The sequence below is a fragment of the Bacillus cereus group sp. RP37 genome (genome assembly GCF_040459695.1).
Taxonomy (GTDB): domain Bacteria; phylum Bacillota; class Bacilli; order Bacillales; family Bacillaceae_G; genus Bacillus_A.
In genome coordinates, this window is sequence record NZ_JARVHP010000001.1 from 2,085,925 (window position 1) to 2,100,311 (window position 14,387).

The following is a 14,387-nucleotide window of genomic DNA, read 5'->3' on the forward strand; positions in this document are numbered from 1 at the left end:
TATAGCGGGAGGGGACTATATATGTTAAAACAATCCATGCATTCATTCGTTTTACTGTATCCACATGTATTGTTAGAAGGTTGGAAAGTTGAAAAGGTTTCAGAACGTTATGAAGGTGAAAAGTGGGAAACTTTTTGGTTTCAAGTTGTTACTCCAACTGGAATGTTTCGGGTAAAAGAGTTTTTTCTCGATATAATGGAGCCAGTATTTCCAGATACCTGTATTTCTCAAGCAAAAGGGGATTGTTTTCAATATAAAAAGCTTGTGTATTGGAAAGGTGTAAATTATAAAGGAAAAGAAAGTTACGTCACATCTACATGGAAAACACAAGTTGAAATTTCTGTTGATCATGGATATGTAAACCAAGGCGAAATGGAAAGGTTTCTATTCGGATTACAACCGGTACATACAGAGTTTGCGAAAACGATATTACATACACCATTTCACTTATTAAGCTTTCAAGCGAAGAGAGGTGAAATGGGCGAGATAGGAAGATGTCGTGAGTGGAATGATCCAGATAACATACGCTATGTAAAGTTATCAATTCATAAAAAGCTAAGTTGGAAACTTGAATCGGTCGGTTTTGGAAATGATGAAACGCAGTATGTATACTGGGACGAAGATAATAAACTATATGCACTTTGGGTTTGTGGACATAAAAACAAAGCGTATTATCCTGTTTCTTCATGGATAATGAACTATGGCCCAAAACAAATTATAAACGGGTTAGAGTTTTATTCGCACCCTGATCGCGGAACAGTTGTATATGAAAATCTCGGTAATGAACAAATCGCATACGTATTTCGAGGGAATCCATGTGTAAATTTTGAACAAGTAAAAGAACTTTTTGCCTGTTTGTAAGATAAAAAGAAAAATGAGAACGACAAAGTAGATATTCCTATAATACAATGAACACTCCCCCACTTAGCGAAGCTTGAAGTGGGGGTTTCTAACGTTTCGACCTAACGGACGATTAACGTCAGGGGAGTTAACACATTAGCGAGCTGTTTCACGCCTAACCCCTCTATCCCATTTGTCCATGCATTTGGGATTACTTTTCGTAAAATGTTAGCCGCAGCATTTACATCTGCATTAATTAAAGTTTTATTTGCTGAACGATATATGCCGCGCTTTATTCGTTTTCCTGAAAAAGTTGTATTTTGGTCATTTTCTCCATACGTTGGAATGAAGTCGTTATCCAGAAAACTTGCTTTCGATGTATATGATTCTTCAGTTACAACAACTTGAATGCCTACAGCATTTGCTTTGTATGTAATCATTTGAATCAATAAACTATGTGGGATATGACAAAACGATTGGTTATTTCTTTTTCCCATATTCGTTTCTTGTTTCCAATTTTTGTTTTGACCAATAACGATTTTACAAACTTCTTCTTCTTGAGCTAGTTTTACGATATGGTGACTAACTTTATGGAAGACGTCTTTTATTTTCAAATAACGTTTTTGATGAAGTTTTTCTATCCTTTTAGAAGTAAAAGGTCTTTCATTAGTTTGTTTTCCATTTCTAAGAACGCTTGTAAAATGACTCTTCATTTTGTTGTAATATTGATTTATGCTTTTGACATGTTTGCCCTTAACAAGGACAGGTTTCATACCTGTGTTTGTTACGATGGTTGCAAGGTTATCAATCCCTAAATCAATACTCATATAACGTGCATTCTCTTCAATCATTTGTTGTTCAGAAGGAACATCAATTACCAATTCCACTACATATTCATTGTATTTTGGAATCACACGAACTTGTTTCAGTTTACCTTCAGTGAAACCTAGTTTCCCAATATTTAATTGCAATTTCGTCTTTGGAAACTTTAAAAATCTACTGTTTTTAATGATGCAATCTTGGTTTGTATACAGAATCTCTTTTTCAGAAGAACGAATATACTTTGGAATCCTAGGCATTCCAGCATATTTGTTTGGATTCTTTTTATAGTCTTTTAAACTAGCAAAAAAAGATTTCCAATTTTGGAACACACCTTTCATGATTGACTGGCTACATTGCGTAGGCAAAGCTCGATAATCATTTTGAATCATAGCCTTAAATAGTGCATCTAGAAAGTTGTAATCTACATAAGGTTTTTCAAAATTAGGTTCTGAAAACAAATTACATGTAATCTCTTTCTGTTCTTCTTTAGGTTTTAATTTCTCTTTTTCCAATTTCTTCTGATAGGCAAGAAGTTGTGTGTCATTCATCTTACCAATATTTTTATGAATATTAGCCAGAACTTCTTTTTGCAAAGGCTGCAACTCTTTTTCTTGTGTTAATCCAGTGTACACCTGGCGTATATAAAAGTTTGTGGTGTTGTACATGTTCTTAGCGTTATGACAACATTCTTGAAAATAAGAATACATACGATGCCCTTTTTTAATCCAGATTTGAAGAGTTTTATAGTTTGATGGATTTTCTTTTGCCATTTTATTCACCTCCTTGTTAAGGATATTATAGCAAGAAATAGAACGTATGTTTCTGTTTTTCTTAAAAATAAAATATTTCTTTCGATTCACCTCACCACCTTCACTTACGTTTAGAGGTGGGAGTCCTCTCGAAAGATATGATAGAATAAGATTTGACTATAAGAGAAAGCGTTGGTGAAAGAATGGAGCAGCAAAGACATTGGTTACAAGCAACTGTAGAAAGAAATGAAGATAATACGTTACAAATAAAGTGGGAAAATAATATAGAGGAAGTTCGCATTTACTGGAGTACTTCGCCAGATCATATTGAAGAAAATGGAGAATTACTTGCAACGGTAAATGGAGAATCATCATATTCAATTGAAAATCCGAGCGACAATGAGCGTCCATATTTTAGACTAGTAGGTAGTAATGGACAAGCAGTGACAGTAGCTGAGCGTAGATTGCCATTACAAGGAGCGTTTAACTTCCGTGATATGGGCGGATATGAAACGCTTGAAGGCCGTAAAGTAAAATGGGGCAAGTTGTACCGTTCTGAAGAATTAGCAGGACTAACAGAGTGGGATATTGCGTATTTACAAAAGTCTGGTTTAAAGTTAATTTGCGATTACCGTACAGACTTTGAAGTGAAGCATAAGCCAAACCCTGAGATTACAGGCGCTCGTCAAGTGTGCTTACCCGTTATGCAGGACTTGGCGAAAGATTTAAATATAAATGAATTTTTCCAAGTTGGTGACCTTTCTATGTTAGGAAAACCAGGTGAGTATCTTGTGAAAATGAATCAAGATTTCGTAAGTGGTAATGAAGCATTCGTGAGCTTCTTAAAACTAGCGCAAAATCCGGAAAACTTACCGTTAGTAAACCATTGTACAGCTGGAAAAGACCGTACTGGATTTGGATCAGCATTATTATTACTTTTACTAGGTGTACCAGAAAAAACAGTAATGGAAGACTACTTACTAAGTAACGGTTTCCGTGAAAAGTTAAATGAAAAAATGATGGCCTTTTTAGGTGCAAAATTACAAAACGATGAAAGTAGAGCAATATTAGGTGCAATGTTTGAAGCGCGCGCTGAATATTTACAAGCTGCGATTGATGAAGTGAAAAAGCAATACGGTTCAGTTGAAGCGTATGCTGAAAAGGCACTCGGCTTTACGAAAGAGTCGTTAGAGGAAATGAAAGAGTTATTGCTAGAAGAGAAATAAGAAGAAGGGAGGCTAATTGGATTAGCCTCCTGTTTCTATTATGAAATTTTTCGTTGCTTTATTATTCCTATCACAATTGGAATAGCTGTCCCAATTAACAATATCGGTAAAAATAATTTTCCAAAACCGCCGCTCCAATCTAGAGCTATTGAAATTGTTTCAAATTGGATGAAAGCAAAAATAAGTAAACAGACATTTTTTAATTGATTAAGCATTTTTCTGCTATTTAAATAAAACTGTTTAGCATTCGATTCATTAAATCTTTTTGGATAGTTATGAACTTCTGGAAACTTTTCTAAAGTCTGCATGAGAAGGAGTATGAATGCCCCTATTCCTGGTAGAAGTAAAAGTTCCCACTTTGATCCCCAACGATCTACAGTCCCATATGCGTTATAATGTGCGGGTACTTCCTCAGGTAATCTTCCCCAAATGATAATCAAAAAAATGATTGATCCAAAGAACAATGAATATCCAATAATATCTCCAACCCATTCACTTTTTGTTTTCGGAATTTTTATTTTAGGTCTTTCCCATGAATTTACTATATTTTTCCGCCCCCTTCTATGGTAACTATAGTAATATATTTCCTGTGTTCCCTTTTAAAAAATTGGATTCATTATCCAAATTATCTCAAATTAATAGTGTTTTCACAATTAGTTATTATTGAATAACATGACTCATGTACCTTAAACAACTTTAAGATCTCTGTACAGCTACTATTCGTAAAGGGAAAAAGTTCGACTTAAGAGATAATTAATGAGAAAATACAAGTTGTAAATAACGTACTAGTTGAGGAGAGCATGATGAAATATAAAGTTATATTATTCGACGTAGATGATACATTATTAGATTTTCCTGAAACGGAAAGAAACGCATTACATAACGCGTTTGTACAGTTTGGTATGCCTACAGGGTATGATGATTATCTTGCAAGTTATAAAAAGATTAGTAATGGACTATGGAGAGATTTAGAAAATAAAATGATTACGCTAAGTGAATTAGCGGTAGATCGATTTAGACAATTATTTGCACTTCATAATATAGAAGTAGATGCGCAGCAATTTAGTGACGTATATCTTGAAAACTTAGGGAAAGAAGTACACCTTATAGAAGGTGCAGTGCAATTATGTGAGAATCTACAAGATTGCAAGCTAGGTATCATTACGAATGGATATACAAAGGTGCAACAATCTAGAATCGGAAATTCCCCTTTAAGTAACTTCTTTGATCATATTATTATTTCAGAAGAGGTTGGTCATCAAAAACCAGCGGGAGAGATTTTTGATTATGCATTTGAAAAATTGGAGATTACGGATAAATCAAGTGTACTAATGGTTGGAGATTCGCTTACTTCTGATATGAAAGGCGGAGAAGACTACGGCATTGATATGTGTTGGTATAATCCGAGTTTGAAAGAAAATACGACAGATGTTAAGCCGACTTATGAAGTGGAGAACCTGCTACAAATTTTAGAAATTGTGGAAGTGGCGAAAGAAAAGGTAGCTTCATTTTAATTATGTTGATATTTTTCGATAAGTCGATATATCAACATAATCGTTGATATAATTTAAGTTACGATAGATATATTGGAAAAATCGTTGATATAATTTGAGTTGCGTTCAATTTATAGGTACGATCGGTGTAATAACTAGAGGTGAGTAAAGAATGTTAACGTTTTTATTTGAGTTAGACAAGAGTATTCCGCAGAAGGATGAGCCACGGTATGCTGCTTATGCAAATGGCTTTATTGAAGGGGATGTAACAATTCGTGCGAGTGACAGGGTACTTTTTCAGAAGTCGTGCATGAAGGTTGCAGAGCTGGGTATTTATTTAGGACAGTGGATGGAACAAGTTCAACACGGGCAGAACGAACAGTTGAATTATGAAACGCCTGACCGTGATGAGATAATTCTTGGTTTCTCCTATGAAGAGGACGATCAGTGGAGAATTTCTTCCAGTTGGCAACAATTTGAACTGCAGGAATGTATCTCTACTGCAACATTAGTGGAGAGTGTTCAACTTTATTTATATGAGCTAAATAAGGAACTGCGCGCGATACAATATCCTGTGACGTTTGATCAGTACTTAAGAGGAGAGCGAATGATGCAGCTTTCTTACAAACGACCGTGTGATAGTAAAGCGGATACGACGTCGATAGAGGTTTATAATGAAAGCGAAGGAGTAGGCGCAGTACGGGGCTATTATAAAAATACGTTGATGAAAGTGCTGGACTATATTCCGAAAGTCGGTAGTAATATCATTTATGAAATAAAGGATAGTAAGGATAATATTCGTGTCATTGCAAAGGATGTAAGTAGGCAGCGCCAAAGAAAGATTTTAGTAACGTACATCGATAATAATAATGCAGAGCATGAAATACTTGTATGTGACGGAAAGTTATTAGATGCAAATTTCTTATTTACCTTTACGTATAAGAGAGAAGAATATGTTGTTCACAAAACTTCACTCGGGCTCGGAAAATTATTACGAAAAGGCTATGTAATCGCAGATTGGAATATTCGTCTTGAGGGAGATATGTATTACATCGAGATGAATGTATACGATGAGGATTATATAGAGGATCAATACGTACTATTAGGCGTATTTCATGCTGTTTTGTATGGGTGATAGTTGTATAAATGAATAATACCGGTATTCTTTGTGAAAAGAATGCCGGTATTTTTTATCCCACTTTAATGGGCAGTAAGACCCCCACCTCAAAATGCAGCGAAAGCAAAGAAGTTAGGTGAGGGATCAACTGCCCATAAAAGTCCGATTGGTTCAACTAATAATCAGTGGGGGGGAAGAAAACCCCCACTGATTAAAGTTTCACTTTATTAATCCTCAAAAATAAAAATCTCATCAATCGTACTATGAAGTGCCTTCGCAATGTCGTGAGCAAGCTGTAAGGAAGGATTATATTTTCCTTTTTCGAGATGGCTAATTGTTTCACGGCGTACACCAACACTTTTCGCTAAATCTTCTTGTGTCATGTTCAATTTGGCGCGATATTCTTTTATTTTCGTTACGAACGCCATGGTGCATCTTCCATTTCGTCAACAGGTTTATCGTAAAAGAACATAGAGAAACCGAATGTAAGAATGAGTGTGCTGAAAATAAGAGCGATATCAATCTCTTGTAGTGTAGGGTTTGGAAATAACATTTCAATAAACATAATGATAGCGGTAGTTAGTAATGTAATGATAAAGGCATTGCGACACGATTTATTGACGATTTGTTCAAACAGTTCATCGTGTTGAACTGTTCTATACGTTGTGAAAAAGGAGAAAAAACAAAACATAGTAAACAATCCTTTTTCGTAAAAAAAGCCGAAGAAACCGAAGAAACCGAGAAATCCTAAATATTTTATCCAAGTTGTTTTCATGGTAGGTCCTCCTTACAATGTTAGAAATAATTCACGTTATGTTATAAATATATCACATGTAAAAATGTATAGTAATAATAGTTTTCCAATTCTTTTCATAATAATAGTAAAAAGAGGAAATATACTGCGAAATAAAGAGGATAATATTGTAAAATGGTTGTAAGGAGGGGGAGGAAGAGATGCTAACTTGGATCATGATCGTTGTATTACTTGTAGTGATTACTGTAGTGGCGACGGTGTTAATTGGACGGAATGGTGATGCGAATTATAGTAAGGCGACAAAAGGGAATATTAAACGGCTGACGATGATTTATATTATACTAGCTGTCGTTTTAATCGTTGGATTAGGCGTGTATATTTATTTTAAAGGTTGAAAAAACTGAAAAAATATAAAAATCTAAAAATAGAAGTATGCTATAATATCAATATAGTTATTTGGTAATTAAGGAAAGGATTGGATGGAATGATTGAAATTACGAATGTGTCAAAAAGTTATAATGGGTCTAGCTATGCAGTAAAAGATTTAAGTTTATCTGTGCCTAGCGGAGAAATTTTTGGATTTTTAGGGCCGAATGGTGCTGGTAAATCAACGACAATTAAGATGATTACTGGTATTCATGGAGTGGACAAAGGGACGATTACGATTAACGGTAAAGATATTATGAAAAATCCGATGGAAGCGAAAAGGACGTTTGGTTATGTTCCAGATAGCCCAGATATGTTTTTGCGATTAAAGGGAATTGAATATTTAAACTTTATGGCAGATATGTATGAAGTGCCGAAAGAAGTACGCCAAGAACGAATCGAGTCTTTAGCGAAGAAATTTGATCTGTATAATGCCCTATCGGATCAAATTCAAAGTTACTCGCACGGTATGAGACAAAAAATCGTTATTATTGGTGTGCTCGTGCATGAGCCAGATGTATGGATTTTAGATGAACCGTTAACGGGGCTTGATCCGAAATCCGCATATATTTTAAAAGAAATGATGAGAGAACATGCGGATAAAGGAAAGATTGTATTTTTCTCTACACACGTATTAGAGGTGGCAGAAAAAATATGTGACCGCGTCGCGATTATTAATAAGGGAAATCTTCAGTTTAAAGGGAATTTAGGTGAAATGAGAGATCATTTTAAATCCAATGAATCACTTGAAAAAATGTTCTTGGAGATGACGGGCAATGAGTAAAATTTGGACGTTAACGAAAGTATTATTGAAATTAAATTATGCAGATTTCATAACAGATAAGAAGAAGCGATGGGCGTATGTCTTTTCATTTGCAGCCATTTTATTTGTCGGCTTTTTAATATTTGGTTCGATGACGCACGGAATGTATGAAGGTATGAAACATTTGGGGCAAGATCCAGGAATGATTATCGCAATGGGACTTGCGATTGCGAGTATATGGGTATTTTTAATGAGTATAACGAACATTTTAACTGTATTTTACTATAGTAATGACATTGAAATGTTATTGCCGTTACCATTGAAACCAGCGCAGATTATTTCGGCAAAGTTTCTAACGGTATTAATTACACAATACGTAATGAGTTCATTTATTTTATTACCAATCTTTATTACGTACGGGTTAAAAAGTAGTGCATTTATTACATATTACATATACATGATTTTTATTTACTTACTCTTCCCGATTGTGCCGTTAGTATTAGCTTCATTACTGATGACAGTTATTATGAGGTATACAAATATAGCGAAAAATAAAGACCGAGGCAATATATTTATTGGAATCGTAAGTATACTATTTATTGTAGGAATTAATGTATTTTTACAGTGGAAAAATAAAAGTTCGTTTTCTGAAGATGCACTTACGAATTATCTTGCGAGCAACGAATCTTCTCTTTTAGTACAAATGACAAATTATTTTCCAACTACATATTTTGGAGCAGTGGCGTTAGTAGAAAATGCAAATTGGAAGGGACCTTTATACGTAATAATCTTTGCACTTATTTCATTTGTATTCTTTGTGTTGTTTTATTACATTGCAGAGCGTACATATTTAAAAGGGGTTATTGGACTTTCAACGAGTACAGCAAAAAAAGAGGTCATTTCAGCAGAAGGTTTACAGAAATCAACGGTACAAAGTTCACATTTGAAAGCGTATGTGAAAAAGGAATTTAAAACGTTATTCCGTACACCACAATTTTTCTTAAATTGTATTGTACAAACTTTCGTTATGCCGATTATGTTATTCTTTGTTTTATTCGTGCAAGATGGAAATTTAAAGTGGATCACAGGGTATATTGATAACCCAAAATCAGCAGGACTTGCAATTGGCGTTGGCCTTTGTGCTTCTCTATTTTTAATGGGAAGTAACGTCATTGCAACAACTTCATTTTCACGAGATGGAAGTTCATGGTTTGTGAATCGTTATTTACCAGTAAAGGCTTCAGATATCTTTTTTGCGAAAGCGATAACGGCTTGGTTAATTAATGTGATCATTTTAGCAGTATTCGGTATTACGATGGCAGTTGTAGCGGGGATATCTCCAGTATTTATGGTACTTTGGTTCTTACTAAGTGCGAACGGTTTATTGCTAATCAATTTAATCGGTACACGCTGGGATGCACAAACTGCCGATATACATTGGGATACAGAACAGAAATTATTTAAAAGCCGCTATACAACATTGTGGAATTTTTTAGCTAATATTTTAATAGCTTTAGTTATTGTAGCGGGAGTAAGTCTATTATACTTCTTCCTTCAAGTAGGACTGTGGGTTATGTTTATCGTTTTATTTGTAATGTTTACGATTGTAAATTATATCTTCATTAAAATTTTAAAATTAGGTGCAGAACGTATATTGTCAAATATTGAATAAAAAGATAGATCCTCTGTATTCGTACAGGGGATTTATCCATAGATGGAGGAGAAAAGGTGAAGAAAATAGCAATTGTAACAGGGGCAACTCGTCTGAATGGAATTGGTGCAGCTGTATGCAAGGTGCTTGCTCAAAAAGGGATAGACATTTTTTTCACGTACTGGTCTCAGTATGATAAAGCGATGCCGTGGGGAATGCATGATAAAGAGCCCTTTTTGTTGAAAGAGGAGATTGAAAGTTACGGTGTTCGATGTGAAATGGCAGAAATCAATTTATCGCAGTCGTATTCGCCAAATCGTTTGTTTTATATGGTCTCAGAACGGTTAGGTGATCCATCTATTTTAATTAATAATGCAGCGTATGCTACTCATACGAGAATTGAGGAATTAAATGTAGAACAGATAGATAAACATTATACAGTAAATATTCGCGCTACTATGTTATTAAGTTCATTATTTATAAAACATTATGCACTGAAAACGAGTGGAAGTATTATTAACCTTACTTCAGGACAGTCATTAGGGCCAATGCCTGATGAACTAGCATACGCAGCAACGAAAGGAGCAATTGAAGCATTTTCAAAATCAGTAGCACCAGTTGCGATGGAGAAGGGGATTACAGTGAATGCTGTAGATCCAGGACCGACGAATACAGGATGGATTACAGAGGAGTTACAGCACCATTTAGTATGGAAGTTCCCGCAGGGTAGAGTTGGAGAACCGGTGGATGCAGCACGCTTAATTTCTTTTTTAGTAAGTGAAGAGGCAAAATGGATTACTGGGCAAGTCATTCATTCGAATGGTGGTTACTCATAAATATATTATGTTAACAAATGTTGAGAAACAAAAAAATGAAAGAAAATTTTATTTTTTTATATAAATAAAATGTCAAGAAAGATAAAAATTTGATAGGAGAGTATATCGTCATATGAAGATTGTAATTCTTCATGTGACAATATACTCTTTTTCTTTTACAACAGAGAAGAAAAATGAAGTAGAAGAAACTCGAATATTCAAACCAGTTTATCAGTTTTTGTACGTATTATTATGAAGATTACTGTCGGAAAGATGGTGATTCATGTGAAAAGGGATTTTTTAAGAGAAAATCGAATCGTAAAGGGGAGGATAAATAAAGTAAACATAGGGGGATTTATATGAAAATGAAAAAGGTCGCTATCGCATCGATAACAATTGGTACAATGCTTACTATGGCAGCTTGTAGTCCTTCAGCAGATAAAGAGACAGAAAAGAAAGAGCAAGTAACAGCGCAAAATGAAGGAGAATCAAAAACGACAAGTGCAGATGAGACGTCAAAAACAACGAAAGATACTGACAAAGAAACAAAGACTTCTTCAAATGAAAAAACAGATAAAGATGCAAAAAATACGAAAGAATCATCAGGAACAGAAAGTAACGGTAAAACAACAACGCAAAACGAAAATGTGAAAACAAAAGAAAAGGAAACGACAGGAAAAACGAATGACGAAACGACTAGCGGAAAAACAACAGATCAAAGTACAAGTACAAACTCAAACGGAAAAACAACGAAAGATCCGAAGAAAAGTGTAGCTGTGAAAACAAATGTTAAAGAAGTTGCTGCATTAATTGATAGCTTAGACAAGCAATTAGCTGCAAATCCGAAATTAGAAACAGTAAATAAACTTGGTAAACAAATTAATGAAAAGTGGGATGTAATTGAGAAAGAGTTAGAAGCATCTCACCCAGCTGAATATAAAACAATCGGACAAAGTATGTATCCGTTAATTGTAGGAGCGGAGAAAGAAAAGATTGATGTTACTAAAATGAAGTCGTTAACGACGAAAACGAAAAAAGATTTAAATCAGTTATTAACGAAACTTTCGTAGTTTCAAAAGCCTACTTGTGTGAGTAGGCTTTTTTATGTTGAGAGTGTAAGTAAAGTTTATGGGAATCCTAACGAAAAAGGAGGGTCACAAAAATGACAATCGATCGAATTTGTACAATTGGACCAGCAAGCAATAATAAAGAAACATTAGCACAGTTAATAAAGAACGGTATGAAAATTGTTCGGCTAAATTTATCACATGGCACGCATGAAAGTCATAAAGACATCATTCGTTTAGTGAAATCTTTAGATGACTCTATTAAATTTTTGGGTGATGTACAAGGTCCTAAAATAAGATTAGGTGAAATGAACGGAGAACAAATTACACTTCAGGCGGAAGAGTCTTTTATTTTACATACACAACCAGTTACAGGGAGCAATACGGAAGCAAGTGTTGATTATGAAGGAATCGCGAATGATGTGAAAGTAGACAGTAGAATTTTGATTAATGATGGAGAAGTTGAATTAATTGTTGAAAAGGTAAGTAAGGAAAAAATAGAAACAAAGGTTAAAACAGGTGGTAATATCTCATCACATAAAGGGGTGAACTTACCAGGGGCAATCGTTAGTTTACCGGCTCTTACAGAGAAAGATAAAAAAGATATTCAGTTTCTTTTAGAAGAGGATGTTGATTTTATCGCATGTTCTTTTGTAAGAAAACCTAGCCATATAAAAGAAATACGAGATTTTATAAAACAGTATACAGAAACGTCACCTAATTTAATTGCCAAAATAGAAACGATGGAAGCGATCGAGAATTTTCAAGATATATGTAAAGAAGCAGACGGAATTATGATTGCAAGGGGCGATTTAGGAGTAGAGTTGCCGTATCAATTTATTCCGCTCTTGCAGAAAATGATAATTCAGGAATGTAATCGAACGAATACATATGTCATTACAGCAACACAAATGCTTCAATCTATGGTAGATCATGCTATTCCAACAAGAGCGGAGGTAACGGATGTGTTTCAAGCTGTACTGGACGGAACGAATGCCGTTATGCTTTCTGCTGAAAGTGCATCAGGAGAACATCCGATTGAAAGTGTAAGAACATTACGTCTCGTTTCTGAATTCGCTGAACATGTGAAAAAAGACGGTCCTTTTGTGATGAAAGATGTACTGCAATTACTGCATGAATCTCTGGATGAGTAATGAAACACACGAGGGCGGATATGCATCCGCCCTCGTGTGTTTCATTCATATTATTCTTGCTCTTGCTCGTCCAAAATTTTATCAAAAGCAGCAGATACTTTATCAAACTCTTCATCATTTTCAATGTATGAAAACTCATTATCTTCTTCTACTTTTAAAAAGAAAATATCAATGTCTTCCTCAGATTCTGTTTGAATGTCTTCTACGAAGGCAACTGCAATATATTCTGCGCCTTCAACATCCATCGCTCCGAGTACTTCTACTTCCTGATCCTCATTATTCTCATCACTGAGAGTAAACACTTCGCCAACTTCAATATCAGACATATTCATTCTCCTCCTGTTCGACTCTAAAGAATAGAGTGCTCAAACTGCATACATACTAACATATCTTTCCATGAAAAATCAATTTCATACATTAGAAAAACAACTGATTCTTCAATAGAATAAGTATTTAGCTAGAAGGAGTTTTATTTGTGAGTGCTATAATATGAAATTCATTCTCTCCATAGCTTGTCTTGTTATATCTCACAGTAACTACCTGATGGTGTGGGTTATTAATCATTTGTTTACATCTTCTAATCAACGATTTCCCAAAATAGAGTTGCTGCTGTGGAGATTCGTTGATTTTTTAATTTTACTATTACAGGCTCGAGATGGAAATCAAATTGTTCCAATTCCAAAAGAGTTGTATGTGCTAAAAATGGTGATGTATAATCCATTTTTGGAATAATGGATAAGCCGAGTCCTTTACTAACAAGTGCTACAACCATACTTATATCTTTACACTCGATAATAATATTTGGCTGGACTTTGTATGTATCAAACGCTTTGAGTAAGTTTTCATTGAAGGAGAGTCCTTCCATTGCTCCGAGCATAATGAATGGGAACTGTGTAATCTTTTCAATTGTCACGTGTTGTGATGGAAATGATGGTGCCCAACTTGCAGGGATAATTACAGCGATTGGTTGTTTTTTTAATAATTTCAGCTCATAGTGTTCACTAGTGCCTAATCGTAAAAGTAGGGCAATATCAATTTCTCTTTGTTCTAGTTTTTTTAATAATTCTTCTGAATTTCCTGTTACTATATTTATTTTAACATTAGGGTATTGTGTTCTAAACGTACTAACATAGTCAACGAGCATATTTGAACATGTAGAAGATACACCGATGCTTACTGTCCCGCCTATACCTTGTTCAATTTCTAGAATTTGCTGCTTTATATCTTGCACTTGCATTAGCATTTGTGTGGCATATTCGTATAGTATTTCACCGGTTTCTGTAAGCTCCCATTTTTGACGATATCGATGAATTAAAGTTGTGCCAAGATCAGTTTCGAGCTTTTTTAATAATTGACTAAGTGGTGGTTGCGCGATATGAAGCACTTCTGCTGCTTTAGAAATACTTCCTTGTTTCACAATTTCTTTAAAGTAATATAATTGCCTGAAATCCATTGTATCTCTCCATTATATGTTTTTTCATATGATTAGTTTATCATATATATATTTTTC

At 34.7% G+C, this 14,387-nt stretch carries 17 protein-coding genes; 11 read left to right on the forward strand and 6 right to left on the reverse strand.

What is annotated here, in order from left to right:
• Window positions 1-21 precede the first annotated feature (21 nt).
• The gene (locus QCI44_RS11025; protein ID WP_016087027.1) at window positions 22-861 is read left to right on the forward strand and encodes a hypothetical protein; all 840 of its coding nucleotides are present in this window, start codon (window positions 22-24) and stop codon (window positions 859-861) included.
• 101 nt (window positions 862-962) lie between these two features.
• Here QCI44_RS11025 and QCI44_RS11030 read toward each other — a convergent pair whose 3' ends face one another.
• Complete coding sequence (locus QCI44_RS11030; RefSeq protein ID WP_353811122.1) at window positions 963-2,432, reverse strand: RNA-guided endonuclease InsQ/TnpB family protein; 1,470 nt, start codon at window positions 2,430-2,432, stop codon at window positions 963-965.
• Window positions 2,433-2,614: 182 nt separating this feature from the next.
• Here QCI44_RS11030 and QCI44_RS11035 point away from each other — a divergent pair, with 182 nt between their 5' ends.
• Window positions 2,615-3,637 carry a tyrosine-protein phosphatase gene (locus QCI44_RS11035; protein WP_016135013.1) on the forward strand — a complete coding sequence of 341 codons (1,023 nt, stop codon included), beginning with the start codon at window positions 2,615-2,617 and terminating at the stop codon, window positions 3,635-3,637.
• Between the two features lie 38 nt (window positions 3,638-3,675).
• Here the strand turns inward: QCI44_RS11035 and QCI44_RS11040 are convergent, their stop codons facing one another.
• Entirely contained in the window at window positions 3,676-4,101 is a 426-nt protein-coding gene (locus QCI44_RS11040; RefSeq protein ID WP_016136784.1) for a DUF1648 domain-containing protein, read from the reverse strand.
• A 339-nt stretch (window positions 4,102-4,440) separates the two neighbouring features.
• Between QCI44_RS11040 and QCI44_RS11045 the strand changes: the two genes are divergently transcribed.
• Both QCI44_RS11045 and QCI44_RS11050 read left to right on the forward strand, forming a co-directional pair.
• Entirely contained in the window at window positions 4,441-5,151 is a 711-nt protein-coding gene (locus QCI44_RS11045; RefSeq protein WP_016087031.1) for a YjjG family noncanonical pyrimidine nucleotidase, read from the forward strand.
• Between the two features lie 151 nt (window positions 5,152-5,302).
• Window positions 5,303-6,265, forward strand: coding sequence for a tubby C-terminal domain-like protein (locus QCI44_RS11050; protein WP_016087032.1), 963 nt, complete (start codon window positions 5,303-5,305; stop codon window positions 6,263-6,265).
• Window positions 6,266-6,474: 209 nt separating this feature from the next.
• On the opposite strand, the gene QCI44_RS11055 is transcribed toward QCI44_RS11050, so the two are convergent.
• Window positions 6,475-6,675, reverse strand: a complete 201-nt coding sequence (locus tag QCI44_RS11055) for a helix-turn-helix transcriptional regulator (RefSeq protein WP_000896301.1) — start codon at window positions 6,673-6,675, stop codon at window positions 6,475-6,477.
• Window positions 6,663-7,022 carry a DUF3796 domain-containing protein gene (locus tag QCI44_RS11060; RefSeq protein WP_353811123.1) on the reverse strand — a complete coding sequence of 120 codons (360 nt, stop codon included), beginning with the start codon at window positions 7,020-7,022 and terminating at the stop codon, window positions 6,663-6,665. The genes QCI44_RS11055 and QCI44_RS11060 overlap by 13 nt, the downstream gene beginning before the upstream one ends.
• 179 nt (window positions 7,023-7,201) lie before the next feature.
• Here QCI44_RS11060 and QCI44_RS11065 point away from each other — a divergent pair, with 179 nt between their 5' ends.
• From QCI44_RS11065 to QCI44_RS11095, 7 genes are all read left to right on the forward strand, one after another.
• Entirely contained in the window at window positions 7,202-7,396 is a 195-nt protein-coding gene (locus QCI44_RS11065; RefSeq protein ID WP_000958865.1) for a hypothetical protein, read from the forward strand.
• 89 nt (window positions 7,397-7,485) lie between these two features.
• Window positions 7,486-8,211: an ABC transporter ATP-binding protein gene (locus QCI44_RS11070; RefSeq protein WP_016087034.1), complete on the forward strand. Its 726-nt coding sequence runs from the start codon at window positions 7,486-7,488 to the stop codon at window positions 8,209-8,211.
• On the forward strand, window positions 8,204-9,862 hold the full coding sequence (locus tag QCI44_RS11075) for a putative ABC transporter permease subunit (RefSeq protein WP_016087035.1): 1,659 nt from the start codon (window positions 8,204-8,206) through the stop codon (window positions 9,860-9,862). Before QCI44_RS11070 ends, QCI44_RS11075 begins: the two co-directional genes overlap by 8 nt.
• Before the next feature lie 56 nt (window positions 9,863-9,918).
• On the forward strand, window positions 9,919-10,677 hold the full coding sequence (locus QCI44_RS11080; protein ID WP_016087036.1) for an SDR family oxidoreductase: 759 nt from the start codon (window positions 9,919-9,921) through the stop codon (window positions 10,675-10,677).
• A 112-nt stretch (window positions 10,678-10,789) separates the two neighbouring features.
• The gene (locus QCI44_RS11085) at window positions 10,790-10,912 is read left to right on the forward strand and encodes a hypothetical protein (protein WP_016087037.1); all 123 of its coding nucleotides are present in this window, start codon (window positions 10,790-10,792) and stop codon (window positions 10,910-10,912) included.
• Window positions 10,913-11,015: 103 nt separating this feature from the next.
• Window positions 11,016-11,726, forward strand: coding sequence for a hypothetical protein (locus QCI44_RS11090; protein WP_016087038.1), 711 nt, complete (start codon window positions 11,016-11,018; stop codon window positions 11,724-11,726).
• A 92-nt stretch (window positions 11,727-11,818) separates the two neighbouring features.
• On the forward strand, window positions 11,819-12,877 hold the full coding sequence (locus QCI44_RS11095) for a pyruvate kinase (RefSeq protein WP_016087039.1): 1,059 nt from the start codon (window positions 11,819-11,821) through the stop codon (window positions 12,875-12,877).
• Between the two features lie 50 nt (window positions 12,878-12,927).
• On the opposite strand, the gene QCI44_RS11100 is transcribed toward QCI44_RS11095, so the two are convergent.
• The gene (locus QCI44_RS11100) at window positions 12,928-13,209 is read right to left on the reverse strand and encodes a DUF1292 domain-containing protein (RefSeq protein WP_098413156.1); all 282 of its coding nucleotides are present in this window, start codon (window positions 13,207-13,209) and stop codon (window positions 12,928-12,930) included.
• A gap of 245 nt (window positions 13,210-13,454) precedes the next feature.
• The gene (locus QCI44_RS11105; protein ID WP_016087041.1) at window positions 13,455-14,330 is read right to left on the reverse strand and encodes a LysR family transcriptional regulator; all 876 of its coding nucleotides are present in this window, start codon (window positions 14,328-14,330) and stop codon (window positions 13,455-13,457) included.
• Window positions 14,331-14,387: the final 57 nt, after the last annotated feature.

What these genes read in the sequence shown, in the direction of transcription:
- QCI44_RS11025 (WP_016087027.1), top strand. Translation starts at nt 22, where the DNA reads ATGTTAAAACAATCCATGCATTCATTCGTTTTACTGTATCCACATGTA.
- QCI44_RS11030 (WP_353811122.1), bottom strand. Translation starts at nt 2,432, where the DNA reads ATGGCAAAAGAAAATCCATCAAACTATAAAACTCTTCAAATCTGGATT.
- QCI44_RS11035 (WP_016135013.1), top strand. Translation starts at nt 2,615, where the DNA reads ATGGAGCAGCAAAGACATTGGTTACAAGCAACTGTAGAAAGAAATGAA.
- QCI44_RS11045 (WP_016087031.1), top strand. Translation starts at nt 4,441, where the DNA reads ATGAAATATAAAGTTATATTATTCGACGTAGATGATACATTATTAGAT.
- QCI44_RS11050 (WP_016087032.1), top strand. Translation starts at nt 5,303, where the DNA reads ATGTTAACGTTTTTATTTGAGTTAGACAAGAGTATTCCGCAGAAGGAT.
- QCI44_RS11055 (WP_000896301.1), bottom strand. Translation starts at nt 6,675, where the DNA reads ATGGCGTTCGTAACGAAAATAAAAGAATATCGCGCCAAATTGAACATG.
- QCI44_RS11060 (WP_353811123.1), bottom strand. Translation starts at nt 7,022, where the DNA reads ATGAAAACAACTTGGATAAAATATTTAGGATTTCTCGGTTTCTTCGGT.
- QCI44_RS11065 (WP_000958865.1), top strand. Translation starts at nt 7,202, where the DNA reads ATGCTAACTTGGATCATGATCGTTGTATTACTTGTAGTGATTACTGTA.
- QCI44_RS11070 (WP_016087034.1), top strand. Translation starts at nt 7,486, where the DNA reads ATGATTGAAATTACGAATGTGTCAAAAAGTTATAATGGGTCTAGCTAT.
- QCI44_RS11075 (WP_016087035.1), top strand. Translation starts at nt 8,204, where the DNA reads ATGAGTAAAATTTGGACGTTAACGAAAGTATTATTGAAATTAAATTAT.
- QCI44_RS11085 (WP_016087037.1), top strand. Translation starts at nt 10,790, where the DNA reads ATGAAGATTGTAATTCTTCATGTGACAATATACTCTTTTTCTTTTACA.
- QCI44_RS11090 (WP_016087038.1), top strand. Translation starts at nt 11,016, where the DNA reads ATGAAAATGAAAAAGGTCGCTATCGCATCGATAACAATTGGTACAATG.
- QCI44_RS11095 (WP_016087039.1), top strand. Translation starts at nt 11,819, where the DNA reads ATGACAATCGATCGAATTTGTACAATTGGACCAGCAAGCAATAATAAA.
- QCI44_RS11100 (WP_098413156.1), bottom strand. Translation starts at nt 13,209, where the DNA reads ATGAATATGTCTGATATTGAAGTTGGCGAAGTGTTTACTCTCAGTGAT.
- QCI44_RS11105 (WP_016087041.1), bottom strand. Translation starts at nt 14,330, where the DNA reads ATGGATTTCAGGCAATTATATTACTTTAAAGAAATTGTGAAACAAGGA.